A 21,835-nucleotide genomic window follows, 5' to 3' on the forward strand; every position below is an offset into this window, starting at 1 on the left:
CGGGAGCGGTGCGCACGGCGGGCCGCCCGTAACGTTGGTGGACGTGAGGGGCTTCGTGGACAGATGGCGCACCGCCGCCGAGGGGTGGATCCGCCGCAATCCGGCCCCGGGCCGCCCGGTGCTGCTGGTCGCGCGGACCGCCCGGTCGGTGGCCCGGACCCGCATCGTCGGGCTGGCCGCCGAGTCCGCCTTCTTCTCGCTGCTCTCCCTGCCCGCCCTGCTGCTCGGTCTGATCGGCACGCTCGGCCACTTCAGCGGGGTGTTCGGCGAGCAGACCGTGCAGCGGATCCGCGCCCGGATCCTGGAGCTGTCCGCCGACGCGCTCACCCAGCACACGGTGGACACCCTGGTCGCCCCGCTGGTCGACGACTTCCTCCGCGGCGCCCAGGGCGGCGTGCTCTCGCTGACCTTCCTGGTCTCGCTCTGGTCGGGCTCGCGGGCGCTGAACGTGTTCATCGAGGCCGTCACCATCGCCTACGGCCTGGACGGGCTGCGCGGCTACATCCGCCAGCGCCTCCTGGCCCTCCTGTCCTACCTGGGCGCCCTGGTCTTCGCGCTGGCCGTGCTGCCGCTGATGGTGGTCGGCCCGGACATGGTGCACCGGCTCCTCCCGGCGACGGTGGGCCGGCTCGGCGCCGCCTACTGGCCTGCGGTCGCCGGGATGACGGTCCTGGCCGTGGCCGCGCTGTACCTGGTGGCCGTGCCGGCGCGGGTCGCGGTCTGGCGGCACCTGCCCGGCGCGGTGCTGGCCACCGCGATCCTGCTGCTCGGATCGGTGGTGCTGCGGATCTACTTCGGCGCCTCCTTCGGCCAGGTCACCATCTACGGGTCGCTGGCGGCGCCGATCGCGGTGGTGGCCTGGCTGTGGGTGATGGCGCTGGCGGTGCTCATCGGGTCGGCGCTCAACGCCGAGATCGACCTGATGTGGCCCACCCAGCGCACCGCGGAGGCCCGGGCCGAGCTCGCGGCGCGCCGCTTCGACCGGGCCACCCGCCAGGTCGAGCGGCACGAGCAGGCCCTCCAGGTCGCCCAGGAGCGCGGAGGCGAGGACGGCGGCTCCGAGCCGGGCGGCCCCACCGCGGTCGGCCGGCTGCTGCGCAGGTTCGGCGAGAACGGTGGCCGCGAGGACCGGGGCCCGGACGCGGCGGACGGCGGCGGCCGCGCGCCCGGCGCGGCGGAGGCGCCGGACCCGGAGCCGACCGGAGGGCCGTCCGCGGAGTCCTCCTCCCCCGGGGAGGACGGGGCGGCGGAGGGCGCCCGCACCGCAGGGGAGGCCGACGCGCCCGCGGACCGGCCGGAGAACCGGCCGGCCGGCGAGGACGCCCCGCCGGCAGGGGGCGAGGAGCCGCCCGGACCGCCCCCAGGAGGCCCCGGCGGGGAGCGGGCGGAGGAGCCGGGCCCCGCCCGGGGGCAGGGCGGCGGCCCCGCGGCCGAGGAATCGGCCCCGGAGCAGAGTGGCCGCCCCGGGGCGGAGGCGCGCGGGCGGGACCGGTCCGCGCCCGGCGGGACCGGGCCCCCGCAGAACTGACGCCGCCCCGCCTTCCGGCATCCTGGAACCGAGGGGAGCGCACGCCCTTCCGCGCCCGCCCCGGCGGGCCCGTCCGGGCACGGCGCGGACCCCGCGCACGGCCACGGGTCCTCTCCGAGCACGACACCAGTCCTTCCGGACACGATCACGAGTCCTTCGGGACACGACGAAAAGGCAGGTCGAAGCAGAGCCATGTCCCGTTCTCCCCGGCGCCCCTCCGCACGCGGCCCCCGCGACCGCCGCAGGACCGGCGCCTACATCACCATCGTCGCGGCCCTCGCGATCGTCGCCTTCGTGGTACTGGTGATCGACCACGGCCTGACCGGGGCGCTGCGGGTGCTCACCGGGCAGGACCCGGAGGGCGGCCAGGGCACCGCCGGCCCCGGCACCTCCGCCGACGCCGAGCAGGCGGAGCGGCTGCTGGCCGAGGTGCCGGTCGAGGACCCGCGCCCGCGCGGCGACTACGAGCGGGACGAGTTCGGCTCCTCCTGGGTGGACACCGACGGCAACGGCTGCTCCACCCGGAACGACATCCTCTCCCGCGACCTGGACCGGGTGCGGGCCGCCGACGACTGCAAGGTCACCGAGGGCGTGCTGGACGACCCCTACACCGGGGAGCGGCTGGAGTTCACCTCCGAGGACCCGCAGGCGGTGCAGATCGACCACGTGGTGCCGCTCTCGCTGGCCTGGCGGATGGGCGCCTCGGAGTGGGACCGCGACACCCGGGTCGAGTTCGCCAACGACCCGGACAACCTGCTGGCCTCGGACGGCCCGGCGAACATGTCCAAGGGCGACGCCGGGCCGGGGGAGTGGCAGCCCTACGAGGGCTTCCGGTGCGAGTACGCGGTGGCTTACGTCGAGGTGGTGCACCGCTACGGGCTGGCGGTCTCCGCCGAGGACCGGGAGGGCCTCGACGCCATGCTCGCCACCTGCTCCTGACCTCCCTCCGCCCCTCCCCGATGATCTTGACGCTGGGGTGAAGGTTCAAACCGGCGGCGACGGCACCGGTGGGGGCGGGGGGCGGGTGGTCGCCCGGGTGCAGCGCCTCACGGGGTCGGGGTTAAAGCCGGTGGCGAGGGCGGGAGGGGGTGCCTGCCGGTCGGTCGGGTGCGGCGTCTCGCGGAGCGAAGGTCAAGGCGGGCGGCGACGGCGGCAGTAGGCACCGGCCGACCGGTCGGGTGCGGCGTCTCGCGGAGCGAAGGTCAAGGCGGGCGGCGACGGCGGCAGTAGGCACCGGCCGACCGGTCGGGTGCGGCGTCTCGCGGGGCGAAGGTCAAGCGGGCGGCGACGGCGCCGGTGGGGGCGGGGGCGGGTGGTCGCCCGGGTGCGGCGCCCCACGGGGTCGGGCTTAAAGCCGGCGGCGAGGGCGGGAGGGCGTGCCTGCCGGTCGGTCGGGTGCGGCGTCTCGCGGAGCGAAGGTCAAGGCGGGCGGCGACGGCGGCAGTGGGCACCGGCCGGGCGGTCTGGCGCGGCGCCCCGCAGAGCGGGGGCCCAAGCAGGCGGCGAGGGCGGGAGGGCGTGCCTGCCGGTCGGTCGGGTGCGGCGTCTCGCGGAGCGAAGGTCAAGGCGGGCGGCGACGGCGGCAGTGGGCACCGGCCGGTCGGTCTGGCGCGGCGCCCCGCAGAGCGGGGGTCCAAGCAGGCGGCGAGGGCGGGAGGGGCAGAGCGGCCGCGTTCACCGGCCCGGCCCGCGCGTGCTCCCGGCGAGGGGAGGCGGCGCCCCGGCGGCGCGGGCCGACCCGCGCCGCTCGAGTCCGCCAGGGGGCCTTATCCCTGTATGCCCGGTTTGCGGCGAGGAACAGGCGAGTGTGGGAGCGCCCTGCGCACCGCGAGAGCACCCCGATTACATCTACCAGCGAGTAGTAAGCCTCGAAGCCCCCGCCACCCCCTCTCCGGTTACTCAGAGTGGCCAAGGTGGGGCCTCTCGGCAGGGCAAAAGCGGCATCTCGCCCCCGCACTGCCCCTGCCCGGGTTCCGGCCCCCTGCATCTCGGTCTTGCGGGCGGCTCGAACCCTCCATCACCGGCCCGGCCGGGGCGATTCGGGCCCTCAGAGGGCCGATCCGGACCGGGATGCGCGCCCGGGAATCACCGGGGTGCTCTCGCGGTGCACAGGGCGCCCCTCCCCGCCATCACCGTGGGTATTTACCCAGGTCAAAGAGGGGCAGTGGTTTCCGGAGCGGCTGGCCCCGGCGCCCGGGCGACGCGGGCACGGCGACCCCGCCCCCTGCCCCCGCCCCGACCGCCCCACCCGCTCTGCCGCACCCGACCGACCGGCCGGTTCCCCTGCCTGCCGTCGCTGCCCGCTTGAACCTTCGCTTCGCGGGGCGCCGCGCCGGACCGACTGGCCGGTCCCCACCGCTGCCGTCGCTGCCCGCTTGAACCCCGACCCCGTGAGGCGCCGCGCCCGGGTGAGGCGCTCGGCCCCGCCCCTACCTTCGCCGTCGCCGCCCGTCTTGGCCTTCGCTCCGTGGGGCGCCGCACCCGACCGACCGGCCGGTTCCCCTGTCTGCCGTCGCTGCCCGCTTTAACCCTGGCCCCGTGGGGTCCGACACTCGGGCGACTGCCTCCGCCCCGCCCCCGCCGCTGCCGTCGCTGCCCGCTTGAACCTTCGCCCCGTGGGGCGCCGCGCCGGACCGACCGGCCGTTCCCCTCCCTTTCCCTTTCCCTCCCCCTCGCCCCTGGTGCGGTGTTGCAGCGGACACGGAAAGAGAACCGCCCTCGCCGACAGGGCCGCCGCGCCAAGATCATCGCTTCTCCGCCAGGTCGCGGTTCGGCCGCCGAACGGTTGCGATTCGGGTGCGCCGGTGGCCGGAACCGGTCAGCCGCGCACGGTGATCCGGTGGAGCCGGAGCGGCCCCGCGAGCGTCCTTTCCGTGGCGGGAGGCGGCGCAATGCCCGGGTGATCCGCCGGTGGGCGATGCGTCGCAGCTGGTGAGCGGGGGTGGAGAGGTGGCAGGGGCATGCGGGGGAGGAGGCCGGGAACGGGGTGCCGGCGGGCCGAGGAGGCGGCCCTCCCGGGCGCCGGGCGCCCGAAACCGTCCCCGGGCCGGGTCAGTATGCTCGTCGAGGCCACCGACGCCCCCCACCGGCTTCCCCGGCCCTACCCCGCTCAGGCGGTCCCGTGCCGACGACCGCCGCATCGACGCACCCATTCCTTCGCCGGAACCGGTATCCGACGACTCGACGAACAGGTTCAGCACCACGATGAGCGCAGCGTTTCCCCCGCGGGGCGGACGGCCTGTGACCGGTCCGCGCATCCGGCCGACCCGGGTCGGTGCGGCATGAACGCCGGCACCGGCCCCGAAGCGCAGCACCACGCGGTCATCGTCGTCATCGCCCCGGACGAGCGCAGCGCCGAGGTCACCATCGAGGGCCGCACCCGGGTCGTGCACGGCGAGAGCCCCCGGCAGACCCGGAGCGGGGCCCTGGACGCCGCCGCCTCCTACGCCGCCCACCTCGGCCGGCCCGTCCTGGTCAACGCGCGCGACGCCAACGGCTCCTGGCAGCTCTCGGTCTCCCCGACCGGGGTGGTGCAGACCGTCGGCGGCAACGACGCCGAACTGGGCGCGAGCCGCGAGAAGAAGTCCGCCTCCGGCAAGGGCCGCAAGATCCTGATCGGTACCGCCTCGGCGGTCCTGGTGCTGGGCGTGCTCGGCGGCGCCGGCTACTTCGCGCTGGGCCTGCTGCCCGACGGCGGGACGAGCGGAGCCTCCAGCGACGCGGAGACGCCGATCCCCTTCGACGCCCTGCCCGTCCCGCCGGGCTTCGCCGCGGAGGCCGCCTGGTCCCACCCGATGGCCCCCGGCCTCGACCCCACGGTGGCGCCGGACGGCGGCAGCGCGGCGTTCGTCTCGGAGGGCGAGGAGCTCACCCTGATCGGCCCGGACGGCGCCGTGCGGTGGGCGGAGAAGCTCCCGGTCCCCGCGGACGAGGTGCAGAACGGCCCCTACTTCGTGGTGGACGGGGACGGCTACGGCGTCGCGCTGCTCGGCAAGGGGCGGATGTGGCGCTGGTCCGCCGAGGGCGGCGAGCCGGTCGAGACGGAGGTGCCCGAGGGCGGCCGCGTCTCCTTCGCCGGCGGCGCCCCGCTGGTGGAGGGCGGCGACGGCGACGCCTTCGTCACCGCCTCCGGCGGCGGCCTGGAGCAGATCGAGGTCCCCGACTCCGGCTACGGCGCCATGCTCTACGACGGCGAGCAGGTGCTCAGCGCGGTGCTGAGCGGCCCGTGGCAGTGGGCGCGGCCGGACGGCGGCGGAGTGAAGGAGGTCGAACCGGACGAGCCGAAGGGCGGGGACGAGATCGACCGGCTGCTCACCGCCCGCGCCGAGCACGTCGTGCTGCTGTGGACCGCGAAGCGCGGCGACGACGCGATCGTCGCCGTGCACGACTCCCGCGACGGCTCCGTCGTCGCGCATGCCTCCGTCGACCCGGACGAGCTGTCCGAAGCGCACTGGGAGCAGGGCGGTGACGTCGCCGCCTACGGCCCGGTCGTGTTCGACCTGGCCGCCGGTGAGGCCACCGTGACCGGCCTCGTGCCGGAGAGCGCCTCGGACGGCCGGGTCTTCGGTGAGATCGACGGCGGCGCGGTCGCCGTCGACGGTACGGGAGAGGCGACCGAGATCGACCCGGACACGGCCCGTCCCTGGGGTCTGCTGGACGGCAGGGCGGTCGTCGCCGCCGGAGAAACCCTCTACGGCCTCTCCCCGGAATAGATCCCCCTCACAGACGAAAGGAGCAGGATGTCGCACGCACGACGCGCGTTCGGCGTCGCGGCCGCGGGCCTGCTGGCGGCCGGCTTCTCTGCGGCGCCGGCCCTGGCCGACGCCGACGAGCAGCCGGTCGAGCCGGTCGAGGCGCCGGTCGAGCCTGCCGAGGGTTCCCCCGAGGGCACCCTCATCACGCTCGAGGTCGGCAACCCGCTGGACCCGATCCTCGACCCGATCCTCCCCGACCCGCCGGACCCGGACCCGACGGACCCCCCGCTGCCGCCGGACCCGGGCCCCACGGACCCGCCGGAGCCCCCGGACCCGGACCCCACGGATCCGCCGGACCCGCCGGACCCGGACCCGACCGACCCGCCGGACCCGGACCCGACGGACCCCCCGCTGCCGCCGGACCCGGGCCCCACGGATCCGCCGGACCCGCCGGACCCGGACCCCACGGATCCGCCGGACCCGCCGGACCCGGACCCGACCGACCCGCCGGACCCGGACCCCACGGACCCGCCGGACCCGGGCGACCCGGGCAACCCGCCGGACCCGGGTGAGCCGACCCCGCCGCCGGCCGACGAGCGTCCCGGCGACGGCTCGGACGGCGGCTCCGGCGACGAGGGCTCGGCTTCGACCGGCACCTCCGCCTCCAGCGGCTCCTCGGACGACGAGGGCCCGACGGAGCTGCCGAAGACGGGCGCGAGCGACCTGGACGGCTTCGTCCTGGGCGGCGTGCTCGCCACCGGCCTCGGCGCGCTGACGATCTACGCCAGCCGCCGCAAGGCCGCCCCGCTGGCCTGAGGTCCGTAAGGACCCCCGCGCCGAGCAGAGGCCCCGGCCGCTCCCCGCGAGCGGCCGGGGCCTCCCGCCGTTCCGGGGCGCGGCGGGGGCGGGGAGCCCTCGCACCGCTCGCGCCGCTCACCGCCGAGGCCGGGCCTCCTCGGGGCGGAGCCGGGGCGCGCGGCCCGGAGGGCGCCGGCCCCGGCGGGGGCGGGCGGTCAGCGGGGTGCCGGGCGCGGGCGCACCGCGCCGGCCAGGGCGGCCGCGAGCAGCCCGGCGGCGGCCACCGTCCACAGCGCCGCGCCCAGCGAGGCGGCGTCCGCGATCGCGCCGATCATCGGCGGGAAGGCCAGGAACCCGACCCGGCCCAGCCAGCCGACGACGGCCACACCGTCCCCGCTGCGCACCCCGGGGACGGCGCCCGCGGCGGCCAGGGTGAGCGGGAACAGCGTCGCCACCCCCAGGCCCAGCAGGCCGAACCCGGCGATCCCCGCGGCCTGGGAGGGCACCAGCACGGCCACCGCCACCCCCGCCGCGGAGACCAGCGCGCCGGCGCGCACCACCGCCGCCGCGCCGAACCGGTCGGTGAGCCGGTCGCCGGTCAGCCGCCCCACCGTCATCATCGCCTGGCAGGCCACGAACGGCATGCCCGCCAGGAACGCCGCCGCGCCCAGCTCGGTGCGCATGTACACCGCGCCCCAGGAGGCGGCGGAGTCCTCGATCGCGCCGGCCGCCATGAGCAGCAGGCTGAGCGCGAGCAGCAGCGGCGCGGCCCCGCGCAGCGCCCCGGCGGCGCTCCGCAGCCGGCCGGCCGCCCCGGCGGGCCGCCCCTCCGGGGCCTCCCCGGGTGCCTCCGGCTCCGCCCCGCCGCCCTCCTCCGGCAGCAGGTTCCGGCCGGCCCAGGCCAGGGCGGCGAGCAGTACCAGCGACGCCGCCGCCAGGTGCACCGGGAGCGGCAGGCCGGTCCCGGCCGCCGCCGACCCGGCCAGGCCGCCGCAGACCGCGGCCACGCTCCACACCGCGTGGAAGGTGTTGATGATGGTCCGCCCGTACCGCTGCTGCACCCGCAGGCCGTGGGTGTTCATCGCCGCGTCCATCCAGGCGTCGCCGCACCCGATCGCGAACAGCGCCAGGGCCAGCGCCCACCAGCCGGGGGCGAACGCGACCAGCGGCAGCACCAGGGCGACGAGCACCCCCGCCGCCACCGAGGCCCGGCCGCTGCCCCAGCGGGCGATGAGCGGCCCGGCGAGCATCCCGGTGAGCAGCGCGCCGAACGGCAGCGCCGCGATCGCGGCGCCCAGCTCCGTGTTGGACAGGCCGAGCCCGCTCTTGAGCGCGGGCAGCCACGGCACCACGTTGGTGTAGGCGAACCCGTTGACCGCGAACAGCACCGCGACCGCGGCGCGCGCCCGCACCGCCGTCCGGTCCGGGGGAGTGGTCCGCTGCAGCCGTCGCTCCGATGCCATCGGGCCTCCGTGTTCTCTCGGATCCCGGCCCTGGTCGGGCACGGGCTGTCACTCCGACGTCACTTCCCGTGCCCGACCGGGGTTGCGCCCGGAGGGGCGGGCGATCTACATATGATCTTCCGGCCCGCGCCGCCGAGCGGAGCGGCGGCCGGTGCGTCCCTGTCCGTTCCGACCCCTCCCGTCCGACCGCGCGGAGGCCCCGGCCGCCCCCGGCGGCCTTGCGCCGACGCTACCTGCCGAGCCCACCGGGCGACCCGCCGGACCCCCGCCGGGATCAACCGATCCCCGGCGGACGACGACCCCTCGACGACCGGAGCCCCGACAGATGATCGAGCTGAGCGCGCTGCGTGAGAAACCGACCCTGACGGGCGATCGGGTGCGGCTGGTACCGCTCTCCGAAGAGCACGCCGACGACTTCTACGCTTCCGCCAACGACGAGGAGATCCGCAGGCTGACCGGGACGCACCGGGTCTTCGGCTACGAGGAGGTCCGGGAGTGGTGCGCCGGCCGGGCCGCGCGGCCGGACCGGCTGGACCTGGCGATCCTGTCCCGCCCCGACGACAGGTTCGTGGGCGAGCTCGCGCTGCTCGACGTCGACCCGGAGAACGAGAGCGCGGCCTACCGGATCGCCCTGTCCGCCCTGGAGTTCACCGGGCAGGGCATCGGCAAGGAGGCCACCCGGCTGCTGCTGCGCTACGCCTTCGAAGAGGTCGGCCTGCACCGGGTCTGGCTGGAGGTCTACTCCTTCAACATGCGCGCCATCGCGGTCTACCGCTCCTGCGGCTTCGCGGTGGAGGGGCGGCTGCGCGACGCCCTGCTCTGGGAGGGGCGCAGGCACGACGCCCTGGTGATGGGCGTCCTGGCGCGGGACTTCCGCAAGGCCGACGGGGGCTGAGCGGAACCGGTCGCGCCGATTCCCCGCCCCGCCGATGTTGCGCGGAGCCGCGCAGCGGGTATCCCGTTGGCACTTTCTCAACCGCACACGCGAGGGGGAGCGGCGCCCGGCCCGCCGGTTCGGCGGCGGGGCGGACGCCGGGACGCCATGAGCCCAGTACCCGTATCGCTGCCGTTCGCCGACCGCGCCGAGGCCGGGCGCGGGCTGGCCGAGCGGGTCCGCCCGTTCGCCGTCACCGACCCGGTCGTGCTGGCCCTGCCGCGCGGCGGGGTCCCGGTCGGCGCGGAGCTCGCCCGCCGCCTCGGCGTCCCGCTCGACGTCCTCCTGGTCCGCAAGATCGGCATGCCCGGGCACCCCGAGTACGGGGTCGGCGCGATCGCCGAGGACGGCCACGCCTGCCTGGACCACGCGGCGCTGGCCCGGCACCACCTCTCCCCGGAGGCCCTGGCCCCGGTGATCGAGGACGAGCGCGAGGAGCTCCGCCGCCGGCTCCGGGTCTACCGGGGCGGCCGGTCCGGCCCGGTGCTGACCGGCCGGGACGTCATCGTGGTGGACGACGGCGCGGCCACCGGCGGCACCGCGCGGGCGGCGCTGCGGATGGTGCGCCGGCGCCGCCCGGCGCGGCTGGTGCTGGCCGTCCCGGTGGCCTCCCCGTCGGCGCTGCAGGCGCTGCGGGCCGAGGCGGACGAGACGGTGGTGCTCAGCGCCCCGGAGAACTTCCAGGCGGTCGGCGAGTGGTACCGGCACTTCGACCAGCTCACCGACGCCGAGGTGACCGCCCTGCTGGCGGAGGCGGTGACCCCGGGGGAGGCGGACACCGGGTGGACGGTGCACATCGAGTCCGGCGGGGTCCGGCTCGACGGCGACCTGGTCGCCCCGGAGGACCCGGAGAAGGTGCGCGGCGCCGCGGTGCTCGGCCTGGGGCACGAGCGGCACGCCGCCCAGCAGCGGGCGGTGGCCGCGGCGATGCGCGACGCGGGGTTCGCCACCCTGCTGCTGGACCTGGTCACCCCGCAGGAGTGGGAGGAGTCCCAGGGCGCGCCGGAGATCGGCCCCGGGGAGCTGGGGGCCCGGCTCGCCGAGGGGGTGCGCTGGCTGCGGAGCTCCACCGACCTGGCCGGCCCCCGGGTGGCGCTGTTCGGGGCGGGGGCCGCGGCCCCGGCCGCGCTGGCCGCCGCGGCCGCGATCCCGGCGGACGTCGGGGCGGTGGCGGTGCTGGGCGGCCGGATCGACATGGCCGAGGAGTACCTGCCCGGGGTGCGGGCGCCGACCCTGGTGCTGGTGCCCGGGGAGGACTCCTTCATCCGTGAGCTGACCGAGTGGGCCGTGGGCCGGATGCCGGTCCCCGCGGAGCTGCGCGTGGTCCCCGGGGCGGAGGGGCTGCTGCCCGGCGGGGAGGAGGGCCGCGCCGTGGGCGGGGCCGTCGCCGAGTGGTTCGCCCGGTACCTGTGAGGAGGCCGGCCCGCGGCCGGTACGGACAACCCGAGGCGCCCTCGACGTACAACGTCGGGGCGCCTCGGGTAACGCGGGTCATTCCGTTGTGTGCGGCCGGGACCACCAGGGAGCAGCTCGGCTTCCTCGGGGAGGGGCGGGCGGCCGGGGCGATCAGGCCGCGGCGTTGGCGCGGCGCATCCGGCGCCGGCGCTCGGACGCGCGCTCGTCCTCGTTCAGGCCGCCCCAGGTGCCGTATTTCTCGGGACGCGAGATCGCGTAGTCGAGACATTCGGTGCGCACCGGGCACTGGGCGCAGATCTCCTTGGCCTTGCGCTCGCGGATCTCCCGCTCCGGCTGGCGCTCGCCGTCCGGACCGAAGAAGAGCACGAGGTCCTCGCCCCGGCAGCCGGCGGCATCCTGCCACCCCCAGCTCGGGCGGGGGCGCAGCGCGGCCTGCCGACGTACCTGAGACATGGTTGAACCACCTCTGTCGAATCGCTAGTAAGCTGTGCTCAGCACAGCAAGGGTCAGACGAAAAACTTGCGGTCAAGGTCGTGCGGCGCGAGCGACCCCGCATGCCTGGAACGGCATGCCCTGATTCTGTGTTCCCTGTGTGGTGGAGACCACGAAAGGCGCAGATCCGCCGATTCTCGGCGAGGCGCTCACGCGAGCGGCCGGGGAGGTCTTGGCGCTCTCCCTGCGAGCCGGTACGTAATCATGCCATCCCCTTTCCCGTTCGTGCACGGGGGCCGGGGAAATTCATCGCGGAACCGTTACCGAAGGACCGGGGTGGTCGCGGCCGGGGCCGCGGCCCGCTCCGGATCGGCTCCGGAACGCGAGATCCGGCCTGGCGAGCCGGATGTGGAACATCGTATGGGGAATTTCGGTCCCTGCCTAGGGGTGACCCCTGATGTACGGGTCACATTCCGGTCTAGACCAGGTGGGGCCGGCACCGCGCCCCCGGCCGGCCCGCGCCGCCGGCCCGACCCGGACTTCCAGGTCCGGGCCGGCCCTCTCGGGGAGGCCCCGGCCGCGGGCTAGAGGCCGCGGCCCTCGCCGGGGGCGAGGCGGGTGTAGCGGACGTCCGGGACCAGCAGGCCGAACATCCGGGCCAGCACGCCCAGGCCGTCCGCGCTGAGCAGACCGTCGTGGATCGCCACCGCCTCCCGCGGCGCCGCCGCGCGCAGGTAGTCGACCACCTCGGACAGCTTGGACCAGGGGGCGTGCACCGGGACCAGCAGGGTGGCGACCGGGTCCTCCGGAACGGTGAGCGCGTCGCCCGGGTGGAAGAGCGCGCCGCCGGGCGCCTCGATCCGGAAGCCGACATTGGTGATGACCGGAATGTCGGGATGAATCACCGCATGTCGCTCGCCGTACACGTGCACGTCCAGGCCGGCCATGGCGGTGGTGTCGCCGTGCGCGACCTCGTGCACCCGCAGGCCGGGCTCGGCCTCGCGGAGCCGGGCCGCGATGCCGGCGTGGGTGAAGACCTCCAGGTCCGGCCGGGCCCGCCGGGCCGCGCGGATCCGGTCCAGGTCGAAGTGGTCGGGGTGCTCGTGGGTGATCGCGATGGCGTCCGCGCCGACCGCGGCGTCCGGTTCGCTGAACCCGCCCGGGTCGATGACCAGGGTGCCGCCGCCGTGCTCCAGCCGCACGCACGAGTGGCCCCGCTTCTCCAACCGCATGTGTCGCCTCCCCCTGCCGGCGGGGCGCGCCGTCCGGGCACCGCGCCTTTCCGCCGGACCGTTCTCCGCCCCGACCCTACCGCCCGCCCCGCCTGGGGATCCGGCACCGCTCCGTGCTTTCGGAGGGCGCTTCCCCGTGCTTTCGGAAGACGCCGCTCCGCGCTTTCGGAAGGCACCGCCCGTGCTCGCGGAGGTCGCCTTCCGCGGTTCCCCGCGCGGCCGCGGGGGAGAGTCCCTGATGAATCCGGGAGCATCGGAGGGGCGGACGGGGAGGGGGGCCGTCCGGTGGCCCCTAGGGGAAGCGGATCGGGGGCCGGCCAGGGGAGCGGCGAGGGAACGCCCCCGCCGCATCCGGCGTCGTACGGTTCGACGCGGTCGGGCGGAGGGCCGCCGCGCACTTCGGAAGACATTGAGAGAGTAGGAACGGGAACATGGCGCTGCTGAGGTTCGTCCTCAATGTGATCTGGCTGGTGGTGGCCGGCTTCTGGCTGGCCGTCGGCTATGTCGTGGCCGGCCTGATCTGCTGCGTGCTGATCGTGACCATCCCCTTCGGGGTGGCTTCCTTCCGGATGGCGAACTACGCTCTGTGGCCGTTCGGACGGACGATCGCCAAGCAGCCCGGTGCGGGAGCGCCCAGCACGATCGGGAACGTCATCTGGCTCATCGTGGCCGGCTGGTGGCTGGCGCTCGGCCACATCGCCACCGCGATCGGCCTGGCGGTGACCATCATCGGCATCCCGATGGCGTGGGCCTCGCTGAAGATGATCCCGGTCGCGCTGGCGCCGTTCGGCAATGAGATCGTGGCCAGCGACCGGGCGCGGGACCCCTGGAAGTTCTGACCCGGTGCCCGGTTCCGCCGGGCGCCCGGACCGGAGGCAGATGAGCAGCGAAGGGACGATGTGCGGATGAGATGGCCGGGCGATTGGGCGTTCTTCCGGAGGCGCCGGGCGGCGATCGGCGGTGCGGACGGGCCGACCGAGCCCGCGGTGGCCGAGCCGCCGAAGCCGGAGCCCCCCGAGGAGGACGACCTGCTCCGGCGGATCAGCGAGGCCGCCTGGCGGATGCTGATCATCGGCGTCGTCGTCGCCCTGCTGCTGTGGGGCCTGGCCTACCTCAGCGTGATCAGCGTCCCGGTCATCCTCGCGGTGTTCCTCACCGCGCTGCTCATGCCGCCGACCAACCGGCTGCGCCGCAAGGGCCTGGGGCGCGGCCTGTCCACCACCATCACCTGTGTGGGCTCGCTCATCCTGCTCGGCGGGGTGGTGACGCTGATCGTGCAGCCGGCGGTCTCCGGGTTCAGCGGCCTGGTGGACAGCGTCGACCAGGCGCTGGACAGCATCACCGACATCGCGACCGCCCTCGGCCTCCAGCCGGAGCTGGTCAACCAGATCGTGGGCGCCGCCGACCAGGAGCTCACCGAGCTGCTCGCGGACAACCGGGAGCAGCTGATGACCGGGGTGTGGACCGCGGGCACCGCGGTGCTGGAGGTCCTGCTCGGCCTGGTGCTGATCCTCGTCCTCACGGTGTACTTCGTGCACTCCGGGGACAAGCTGGTGGAGTGGCTGCGCGGGCTGGTCCCGGCCGCCTCGCGCCGCCCGCTTCAGGCCGCCGGCGACCTGGCCTACGGGGTGATGGGCCGCTACGTGCGGGGCGTGGCCACGGTCGGCTTCATCGACGCGGTGGGCATCGGCATCCCGCTGTTCTTCATCATCGACCCCGGGCTGGCCGTGCCGCTGATCGTGCTGACCTTCATCGGCGCCTTCCTGCCGATCGTCGGCGCGTTCGCCACCGGCCTGCTGGCCGCGGTGGTCGCCTTCGTCTCCGAGGGCCCGCTGGCCATGCTGCTGGTCATCGCCGCGGTGCTCATCGTGCAGCAGCTGGAGAGCCACGTCTTCGCGCCGCGCGTCTACGGCCGGGCACTGGACCTGCCCGCCGCGGTGGTGCTGGTCGCGATCAGCGCCGGCGGCATCATCGGCGGCATCGCCGGCATGTTCCTCGCCACTCCGGTGGCCGCGGTGCTCGCCGCGCTCCTGCGTGACCGCCCGTTCTCCCGGGAGGAGCCGGCCGGGGAGGAGCCCGAGGCCGCGGCGGGTGCCGGGGAAGCATCGGCGGCCCCCGCGCGTTCCAAGGGCGGCGGGAACGGGTCGGCGGCCGCCGAGCGCCCCGCCGCCGAAACCGGTCCGGGGCCGCGGGCCGCGGAGAAAACAGGGGTCGAGTGAGAGGGCCATCGGATACCCTTTCCGGGTGCACCTGATCCCCGGATGACGGCCTCGCCCGCCCCTGCCCCCGACCCCTGCCGAGGGGCCGGGCCGGTTCGCGAGCGCTGCCCGGCGCGGCCCCCCGCACACGCCTTCCACCGCAGAAAGATGCCTGCCCCATGCTGATCGCCTCTGGCCTCGAAATGAGAGTCGGATCCCGCCTGCTGCTCGAGCCCACCTCCTTCCGCGTCGGCCCGGGCGACCGGGTCGGGCTGGTCGGGCGGAACGGAGCCGGCAAGACGACCCTCACCAAGGTGCTGGCGGGCGAGGGGATCCCCGCGGCCGGCTCGGTGAGCAGCACGGGGAGCGTCGGCTACCTCCCGCAGGACCCCAGGGCGACCGACCCGGAGGAGATGGCGCGCGACCGCATCCTGTCCGCCCGCGGCATCGCCGACACGCTCCGCCGGATGCGCAGGGCCGAGGAGAAGATGAGCAGCGACGACCCCCGGCTGCGGGACCAGGGCGTGCGCGCCTACGCCCGCGCGGAGGAGGAGCTGCACGTGATGGGCGGGTACGCCGCCGAGTCGGAGGCGGCCTCCATCGCCAGCAGCCTCGGCCTGCCCGACCGGGTGCTGACCCAGCCGCTGGGCACCCTCTCCGGCGGCCAGCGGCGCCGGATCGAGCTGGCCCGGATCCTGTTCAGCGGGGCGGACACGCTCCTGCTCGACGAGCCCACCAACCACCTCGACGGCGACTCGATCGTCTGGCTGCGCGACTTCCTCAAGACGCACCAGGGCGGCCTCATCGTGATCAGCCACGACGAGGAGCTGGTCGAGGACGTGGTGAACAAGGTGTTCTACCTGGACGCCAACCGCTGCGTCATCGACATCTACAACATGGGCTGGAAGGCCTACCAGGAGCAGCGCGAGGCCGACGAGCGGCGCCGCCGCCGGGAGCAGGCCAACGCCGAGAAGCAGGCCGGGGCCCTGCTCAAGCAGGCCGACCGGTTCCGGGCCAAGGCCACCAAGGCCAGGGCCGCCCAGCAGATGGCCAACCGGGCCGAGCGGCTTCTCGACTCGGTCCAGGGCGGCCGGGCCGCCGACCGGGTGGCCAAGCTCCGCTTCCCCGACCCCGCCCCCAGCGGGCGCACCCCGCTGATGGCGGAGGGGCTCTCCAAGTCCTACGGGACGCTGGAGATCTTCACCGGGGTGGACCTGGCCATCGACCGCGGCTCGCGGGTGGTCGTGCTCGGCCTCAACGGCGCCGGCAAGACCACGCTGCTGCGGCTGCTGTCCGGCATCGAGAAGCCGGACACCGGCCGGGTCATCGAGGGGCACGGGCTCAAGCTGGGCTACTACGCCCAGGAGCACGAGACCCTGGACGCCGACCGGAGCGTGCTGGAGAACATGATGTCGGCCGCCCCGGACCTGCCCGAGGTGGAGGCCCGAAAGGTGCTCGGGTCGTTCCTGTTCACCGGGGACGACGTGGCCAAGCCCGCCGGGGTGCTCTCCGGCGGGGAGAAGACCCGGCTGGCCCTGGCCGCCCTGGTCGTCTCCAGCGCCAACGTGCTGCTGCTGGACGAGCCCACCAACAACCTCGACCCGGCCAGCCGGGAGGAGATCCTCGGCGCGCTGCGCAACTACAAGGGCGCGATCGTGCTGGTCACCCACGATGAGGGGGCGGTGGACGCGCTCCAGCCGGAGCGGGTCATCCTGCTGCCCGACGGTGTCGAGGACATGTGGAACCCCGACTTCGAGGACCTGATCACGCTCGCCTGACCCGGACGGGGCCCGGACGGGGCCCGGACGGGGCGGTGCCGGCGCGCGGCCGGTTCCCGCCCCGTCGGCGCGTCTCCGTTGACTCGGCCGGGTAAAACGGGTCAAGTTTTGTGCTGTCCGCAACAGGTGAACCGGTCCCGGTACGACCCGCTCCAGGTGCCGGAGGGTAGCCAGTGACGATCTCATGGCTGATCATGGGCTTTCGATACCGCCCCGATCCGGGCGGTCCCGTGCAGGCGGCACTGAACCCACCAGGAGGAAGTCGTGGCCGAGACGCTGAGAAAGGGCACCAGAGTGACGGGAACCGAGCGTTCCGAGCTGGCTACGGAACTCAAGAGGCGCTATGACGGCGGCGAGAGCATCCGCTCGCTGGCCGCGGCCACCGGCCGCTCCTACGGTTTCGTGCACCGGCTGCTCACCGAGGCCGGGGTGACCCTGCGCGGCCGCGGCGGAGCCACCCGCCGCACCTGAGCCGGGGCTACCCCCCGGTAACAACGGGGTTCGGCGGCGCGGCTACGGTGTCCACCATCGGATACGACGACGGGTCGCGCCCGGGTTCCCGGGGCGGCCGCGGAACCGGAGGTGGGCATGGCCGAGCAGCGGGACGAGGCCGCGGGCGGCACGGCGGTCCTCGGCGAGGCGGAGCAGGCCGCGGCGGGGCTGCGGCTCTCGATCGACGGCGAGCTGGCCGAGATCACCATCGCCAGGCCGGAGCGGCGCAACGCGATGACCGGCCGGACCTGGACGACCCTGGCCCATGTCGGCCAGAATCTTCCGGACTCCGTCCGAATCGTCGTGCTCAAGGGGGAGGGGCCCTCCTTCTCCGCCGGGATCGATCTGGCGATGTTCTCCCCCGAGGGGGTGCCCGGCGAGCGCTCCATGATGGGCATGGTCGGCGACGACCCGCGGAGCCGCGCCGAGCTGGACGCGGCGATCGCCGACTACCAGCGGGGCTTCACCTGGCTGCACCGCCCCGACATCGTCTCCATCGCCGCGGTGCGCGGACACGCGATCGGGGCCGGCTTCCAGCTGGCGCTCGCCTGCGACCTGCGGGTGCTCGCCGACGACGCCAAGCTGTGCATGAAGGAGCCCGCCCTGGGCCTGGTCCCCGACCTGGCCGGCACCAAGCCGCTGGTGGACGCCGTCGGTCTGTCCCGCGCCCTGGAGATCTGCCTGACCGCGCGCACCGTCGCCGCCGACGAGGCGGCCCGCCTCGGCCTGGCCGAGCTGGTGGTGCCCGGCGCGGAGCTGGACGCCGCCGTCGCCGACCTGGTCGCGGCCCTGCAGGCGGTGCCGCGGGACGCGGCCGCCGCCACCAAGGAGCTGCTCCAGGGCACCGCCGGGCGCACCCTCGACGAGCAGTGCGCCGCCGAGCGCGCCGCCCAGATCGACCGGCTCAACGCGATGGCCGCCCTGATGCGCGGATAGCGGGCGGGCGGCGGCGGGCGGCGGGGAGCGCCGCCCGCCGCCACCCGCGGGGCCGCCGTTCGGAAGGCCGGTGCCCTCCGGTGCCCCGGCTCCCGCGCCGCCTGGGCTCCCGCACCGCCCCGGGCACGGAGCGGCGCCGCCCCGGTGGTGCGGCCCGGCGGCACCGGACCGGGCGGGCCGCACCCGCCGCGAGGTGCGGATCACCGCTGGGAATCCGGGGCGCCGGGGGTTCCGGGGAGCAGGTCTAGTACCCTTCTGCGGGCGGCTGATCTTCGCTGCGCGCATCCGGCGCGCCGGGCCGCTCGGCGGCGGGGAGGCCGGACGGCTCCCCATGCCGCATGATCCGGCGCGTTTGTGCGATCTCTCCGCTGTGGCCCTGTGCCGCGGGGCCTTCCTCGAAACGCCGCCGATTCGACGAGGAAGGTAAACGTCACTTGACGGACAATGCCGCCTGCCCTGGCTTCGGTGATCTCGGGCTGCCCGAGAAGATCGTCGAGAAGTTGGCGCACAACGGTGTGACCCGCCCGTTCCCGATCCAGGCCGCGGCCGTTCCGGACGTCCTCGCCGGGCGCGACGTGCTCGGGTGCGGCCGCACCGGGTCGGGCAAGACCCTCGCCTTCGGCCTCCCGCTGCTGGTGCGCGCCGCCGAGCGCCGCGCCGAGCCGCGCCGGCCGCGCGGCCTGGTCCTGGTGCCCACCCGCGAGCTCGCCCACCAGGTGCGCGACGCGCTCATCCCCTACGGCCGGGTGCTCGGCGCGCGGATCGGCGACGTCGTCGGCGGCAGCTCCTACACCCGCCAGATCAACGAGCTGCGCCGCGGCGTGGACGTGCTGGTCGCCACCCCGGGCCGGCTCAGCGACCTGATCGAGCAGGGCGCCTGCGAGCTGGGCGACGTGCAGGTCTCCGTCCTCGACGAGGCCGACCAGATGTGCGACATGGGGTTCATGCCGCAGGTCAGCGACCTGCTCGACCGGGTCCGCCCGGGCGGCCAGACGCTGCTGTTCTCCGCGACGCTCGACGGCGACGTGGACACCCTGGTGCGCCGGTACATGAAGGAGCCGCGCACCCACTCGGTGGACCCGCCGGTCTCCCAGGTCGCCACCATGGAGCACCACCTGCTCAAGGTGCTGCCGCGGGACAAGAACAAGATCGTCATCGAGATCGCCGCGCGCGACGGCCGCACCATCCTGTTCGTGCGCAGCAAGTACCGGGCCGACGCGATCAGCGACCAGCTGATCGCGGCCGGCGTCCCGGCGGCCTCGCTGCACGGCGGCAAGACGCAGAGCGTCCGCACCCGGACGCTGGCCAAGTTCCGCGAGGGGCGGATCCAGGCGCTGGTCGCCACCGACGTCGCCGCCCGCGGCATCCACGTCGACGGCATCGACCTGGTGGTCAACGTCGACCTGCCCGCGAGCCACAAGGACTACCTGCACCGCGGCGGGCGCACCGCCCGGGCGGGCGAGTCCGGCCGGGTCGTCTCGCTGGTCCAGCCCAACCAGCGCCGGATGGCCCGGCGGCTGCTCGGCGACGCCGGCGTGGAGGTCCAGCAGCACCTGGTCAACCCCGGCGACGAGCTGCTGAGCGAGGTCACCGGGGCCCGGCAGCCCTCCTGGGAGCCGTGGATCGAGCCCCCGGAGCCGGAGCGCCCGCGGCGCGGGCGCGGCGGGCCGCGCCGGGGCCGCAGCGGCGGCCGGCGGTTCGACGGCGAGCGGCGCGGCGGCCACGGCGGCGGTGAGCGGCGCGGCGGGTTCTCCGGCGAGCGCCGGGACCGCGACGACCGCGGCGGTGAGCGGCGCTCCGGCCACGGCGGCGAGCGCCGCGGCGGCCGCAAGCCCTACCGCGGCGACCGCGAGGACACCCGCAGCTCCCGCGGCTGACGACCCCGGTCCGGGGACCCCTCCCGGCCCGACCGCCCGCCGCGCACCGCTCCCCAGGGGGCGGCGCGCGGCGGGCGTCGCCGTTCCCGGCGGTCCCGCCCCCGGGAACGCGAGGGTCCGCCGCCCCGGGCGCCCGGCCGCTGCGGGGCCGGTCGGGGTGCTCCCGGCCGAAGGCCCGCGTCCCGGGCACCCGGCGGGCCCTGTTCTCCGGGGCGGGTGTCCGGCGGCCGCTCCAGGGCGGGGCCGCCCGGGTGCACCGCGGCCGACGGGGCGGTGAAGACACGGCGTGCGGCATATGTCGGTCGGTGTCGTGACACGTCCGGACGGGGTGTTTAATGTTCCACGGCCCACAGGCGTGTACAGCGCCGATACGGGGCCTGCGGCGTGTCGCGGAAGCGGGACGCCGCGCGTCAGCACAAGGATGAGGCGGCGGGCGCACGGCGTTCGGTGCGGCCGGGACGGCCGCTTCCGGGATGCGCGCGCCCGGCCGCCGCACACGCCGTCCGGCCCGGCCCAAGAGGCAGAGTCCCGGCGTGCCCGCCCTGTTAAGGAGCAGCGCCGAGTGGAAGCGTTGAACGACGGCATCGTCGCAGTGAACGATGCCTTCTGGGGTTACCTGCTCATCCCGTTCCTGATCCTCCTCGCTCTGTACTTCACGGTGCGCTCGGGGGTCGTGCAGGTCAGACTCGTCCCGGAGATGTTCCGGGTGCTCGGCGGCCAGCCGCCCACCGCCGCCGACGGCAAGAAGGCGATCTCCGCGTTCCAGGCCTTCGCCATCTCGGCCGCCTCCCGGGTGGGCACCGGCAACATCGTGGGCGTCGCCACCGCCATCGCGCTCGGCGGCCCCGGCGCGGTGTTCTGGATGTGGGCGATGGCGCTGCTGGTCGGATCGGCGGCGTTCGTCGAGTCCACCCTCGCGCAGCTGTTCAAGGTGCGCGAGCGGACCGGGTTCCGCGGCGGCCCCGCCTACTACATGCAGCACGGCCTGGGCGCCCGCTGGATGGGCCTGGTCTTCGCCGTCGTCATCACGGTGACCTTCGGCTTCATCTTCAACTCCGTGCAGACCAACAGCATCGCCGACGCGATCGCCGGCTCGGTCGAGGTCGCCGGCGCCGCCCCGGCCGCCTGGCTGAGCTGGGCGATCGGCCTCGGCCTGGTGGCGCTCACCGCCGGGGTGATCTTCGGCGGGGTGCGGCGCATCGCGCACGTCGCCCAGCTGCTGGTACCGTTCATGGCCCTGCTCTACCTGCTGCTGGGCATCGCGGTGGTCGTGCTCAACGCCGGGGAGATCCCCCGGGTGCTCAGCGACATCGTGCAGAGCGCGTTCGGCGTCCAGGAGTTCGTGGCCGGCGGCATCGGCGCCGCGATCGTGCAGGGCATGCGCCGCGGCATGTTCTCCAACGAGGCCGGCATGGGCTCGGCGCCCAACGCGGCCGCCACCGCCGCCGTGAGCCACCCGGTCAAGCAGGGCCTGGTGCAGACCCTGGGCGTCTACTTCGACACCCTGCTGGTCTGCTCGATCACCGCGTTCATCGTGCTGGTCGCCGACCCCTCCTACGGCACCCGCGAGGGGGCGAGCCTCACCCAGGCCTCCCTGGAGGCCAACCTGGGCGGCTGGTCGGTGCACGCGCTGACCATCATCCTCTTCCTGCTGGCGTTCACCTCGGTGCTGGGCAACTACTACTACGGCGAGTCCAACCTCAAGTTCATGTCGGCCGCCCCGTCCGTCCTCACCGGCTACCGGGTGCTGGTGCTGGTGATGGTCTTCCTCGGCGCGGTGGCGCCGCTGGACCTGGTGTGGACCATGGCCGACGTGTTCCAGGGCGTGATGGCCACCATCAACCTGATCGCGCTGGTGCCGCTGGCCGGGATCGCGTTCCTGCTGCTCAAGGACTACACCGCGCAGCGCCGCCAGGGCCTGGACCCGGTGTTCACCCGGGACCGGCTGCCCGGCGTCGCCGGCGTGCAGGTCTGGGAGGGCGAAGGGGAGCGCCCGGCCGGGAAGACCGGCGCGGAGTAGGCCCCCGCGACGCCCGGACGCCGGGCGTCGGCACGCG

General features: G+C 75.3%; 16 protein-coding genes. 13 read left to right on the forward strand and 3 right to left on the reverse strand.

Annotated elements, in window-relative coordinates:
* Positions 1 to 55 precede the first annotated feature (55 nt).
* From D459_RS33010 to D459_RS0126905, 4 genes are all read left to right on the forward strand, one after another.
* Positions 56 to 1,528 carry a YhjD/YihY/BrkB family envelope integrity protein gene (locus D459_RS33010; RefSeq protein WP_017596098.1) on the forward strand — a complete coding sequence of 491 codons (1,473 nt, stop codon included), beginning with the start codon at positions 56 to 58 and terminating at the stop codon, positions 1,526 to 1,528.
* 192 nt (positions 1,529 to 1,720) lie between these two features.
* Complete coding sequence (locus D459_RS0126895; protein WP_017596099.1) at positions 1,721 to 2,467, forward strand: HNH endonuclease family protein; 747 nt, start codon at positions 1,721 to 1,723, stop codon at positions 2,465 to 2,467.
* Positions 2,468 to 4,809: 2,342 nt separating this feature from the next.
* Positions 4,810 to 6,240, forward strand: a complete 1,431-nt coding sequence (locus tag D459_RS0126900; protein WP_017596100.1) for a flagellar basal body-associated FliL family protein — start codon at positions 4,810 to 4,812, stop codon at positions 6,238 to 6,240.
* 27 nt (positions 6,241 to 6,267) lie between these two features.
* Positions 6,268 to 7,038: an LPXTG cell wall anchor domain-containing protein gene (locus D459_RS0126905; RefSeq protein WP_017596101.1), complete on the forward strand. Its 771-nt coding sequence runs from the start codon at positions 6,268 to 6,270 to the stop codon at positions 7,036 to 7,038.
* A gap of 197 nt (positions 7,039 to 7,235) precedes the next feature.
* Here D459_RS0126905 and D459_RS0126910 read toward each other — a convergent pair whose 3' ends face one another.
* Positions 7,236 to 8,483 carry an MFS transporter gene (locus tag D459_RS0126910; protein WP_017596102.1) on the reverse strand — a complete coding sequence of 416 codons (1,248 nt, stop codon included), beginning with the start codon at positions 8,481 to 8,483 and terminating at the stop codon, positions 7,236 to 7,238.
* Positions 8,484 to 8,808: 325 nt separating this feature from the next.
* Here D459_RS0126910 and D459_RS0126915 point away from each other — a divergent pair, with 325 nt between their 5' ends.
* Together D459_RS0126915 and D459_RS0126920 are read left to right on the forward strand one after the other, a co-directional pair.
* Complete coding sequence (locus tag D459_RS0126915) at positions 8,809 to 9,378, forward strand: GNAT family N-acetyltransferase (RefSeq protein ID WP_017596103.1); 570 nt, start codon at positions 8,809 to 8,811, stop codon at positions 9,376 to 9,378.
* A gap of 147 nt (positions 9,379 to 9,525) precedes the next feature.
* Positions 9,526 to 10,830 (forward strand): phosphoribosyltransferase, encoded by a 1,305-nt coding sequence (locus tag D459_RS0126920; RefSeq protein ID WP_017596104.1) that lies wholly within the window; start codon positions 9,526 to 9,528, stop codon positions 10,828 to 10,830.
* 153 nt (positions 10,831 to 10,983) lie between these two features.
* On the opposite strand, the gene D459_RS0126925 is transcribed toward D459_RS0126920, so the two are convergent.
* Positions 10,984 to 11,286 carry a WhiB family transcriptional regulator gene (locus tag D459_RS0126925; protein ID WP_275041868.1) on the reverse strand — a complete coding sequence of 101 codons (303 nt, stop codon included), beginning with the start codon at positions 11,284 to 11,286 and terminating at the stop codon, positions 10,984 to 10,986.
* Positions 11,287 to 11,849: 563 nt separating this feature from the next.
* Entirely contained in the window at positions 11,850 to 12,497 is a 648-nt protein-coding gene (locus tag D459_RS0126930) for an MBL fold metallo-hydrolase (protein ID WP_020380353.1), read from the reverse strand.
* Between the two features lie 431 nt (positions 12,498 to 12,928).
* Here D459_RS0126930 and D459_RS0126935 point away from each other — a divergent pair, with 431 nt between their 5' ends.
* The 7 genes from D459_RS0126935 to D459_RS0126965 all read left to right on the forward strand — a co-directional run bounded on the left by D459_RS0126935 (position 12,929) and on the right by D459_RS0126965 (position 21,798).
* Positions 12,929 to 13,336 (forward strand): YccF domain-containing protein, encoded by a 408-nt coding sequence (locus D459_RS0126935; RefSeq protein WP_017596106.1) that lies wholly within the window; start codon positions 12,929 to 12,931, stop codon positions 13,334 to 13,336.
* 66 nt (positions 13,337 to 13,402) lie between these two features.
* Positions 13,403 to 14,716 (forward strand): AI-2E family transporter, encoded by a 1,314-nt coding sequence (locus D459_RS0126940; protein ID WP_017596107.1) that lies wholly within the window; start codon positions 13,403 to 13,405, stop codon positions 14,714 to 14,716.
* 158 nt (positions 14,717 to 14,874) lie between these two features.
* On the forward strand, positions 14,875 to 16,473 hold the full coding sequence (locus D459_RS0126945) for an ABC-F family ATP-binding cassette domain-containing protein (protein WP_026120791.1): 1,599 nt from the start codon (positions 14,875 to 14,877) through the stop codon (positions 16,471 to 16,473).
* 264 nt (positions 16,474 to 16,737) lie between these two features.
* On the forward strand, positions 16,738 to 16,944 hold the full coding sequence (locus tag D459_RS36305; protein ID WP_152523125.1) for a helix-turn-helix domain-containing protein: 207 nt from the start codon (positions 16,738 to 16,740) through the stop codon (positions 16,942 to 16,944).
* 117 nt (positions 16,945 to 17,061) lie between these two features.
* Complete coding sequence (locus D459_RS0126955; RefSeq protein ID WP_017596110.1) at positions 17,062 to 17,901, forward strand: enoyl-CoA hydratase/isomerase family protein; 840 nt, start codon at positions 17,062 to 17,064, stop codon at positions 17,899 to 17,901.
* Positions 17,902 to 18,335: 434 nt separating this feature from the next.
* On the forward strand, positions 18,336 to 19,778 hold the full coding sequence (locus D459_RS33015; protein ID WP_169558478.1) for a DEAD/DEAH box helicase: 1,443 nt from the start codon (positions 18,336 to 18,338) through the stop codon (positions 19,776 to 19,778).
* Between the two features lie 562 nt (positions 19,779 to 20,340).
* Positions 20,341 to 21,798, forward strand: a complete 1,458-nt coding sequence (locus D459_RS0126965) for an alanine/glycine:cation symporter family protein (protein ID WP_026120792.1) — start codon at positions 20,341 to 20,343, stop codon at positions 21,796 to 21,798.
* Positions 21,799 to 21,835: the final 37 nt, after the last annotated feature.

This window comes from Nocardiopsis potens DSM 45234, from assembly GCF_000341105.1.
In the GTDB taxonomy this organism is placed as follows: Bacteria; Actinomycetota; Actinomycetes; order Streptosporangiales; family Streptosporangiaceae; genus Nocardiopsis_A; species Nocardiopsis_A potens.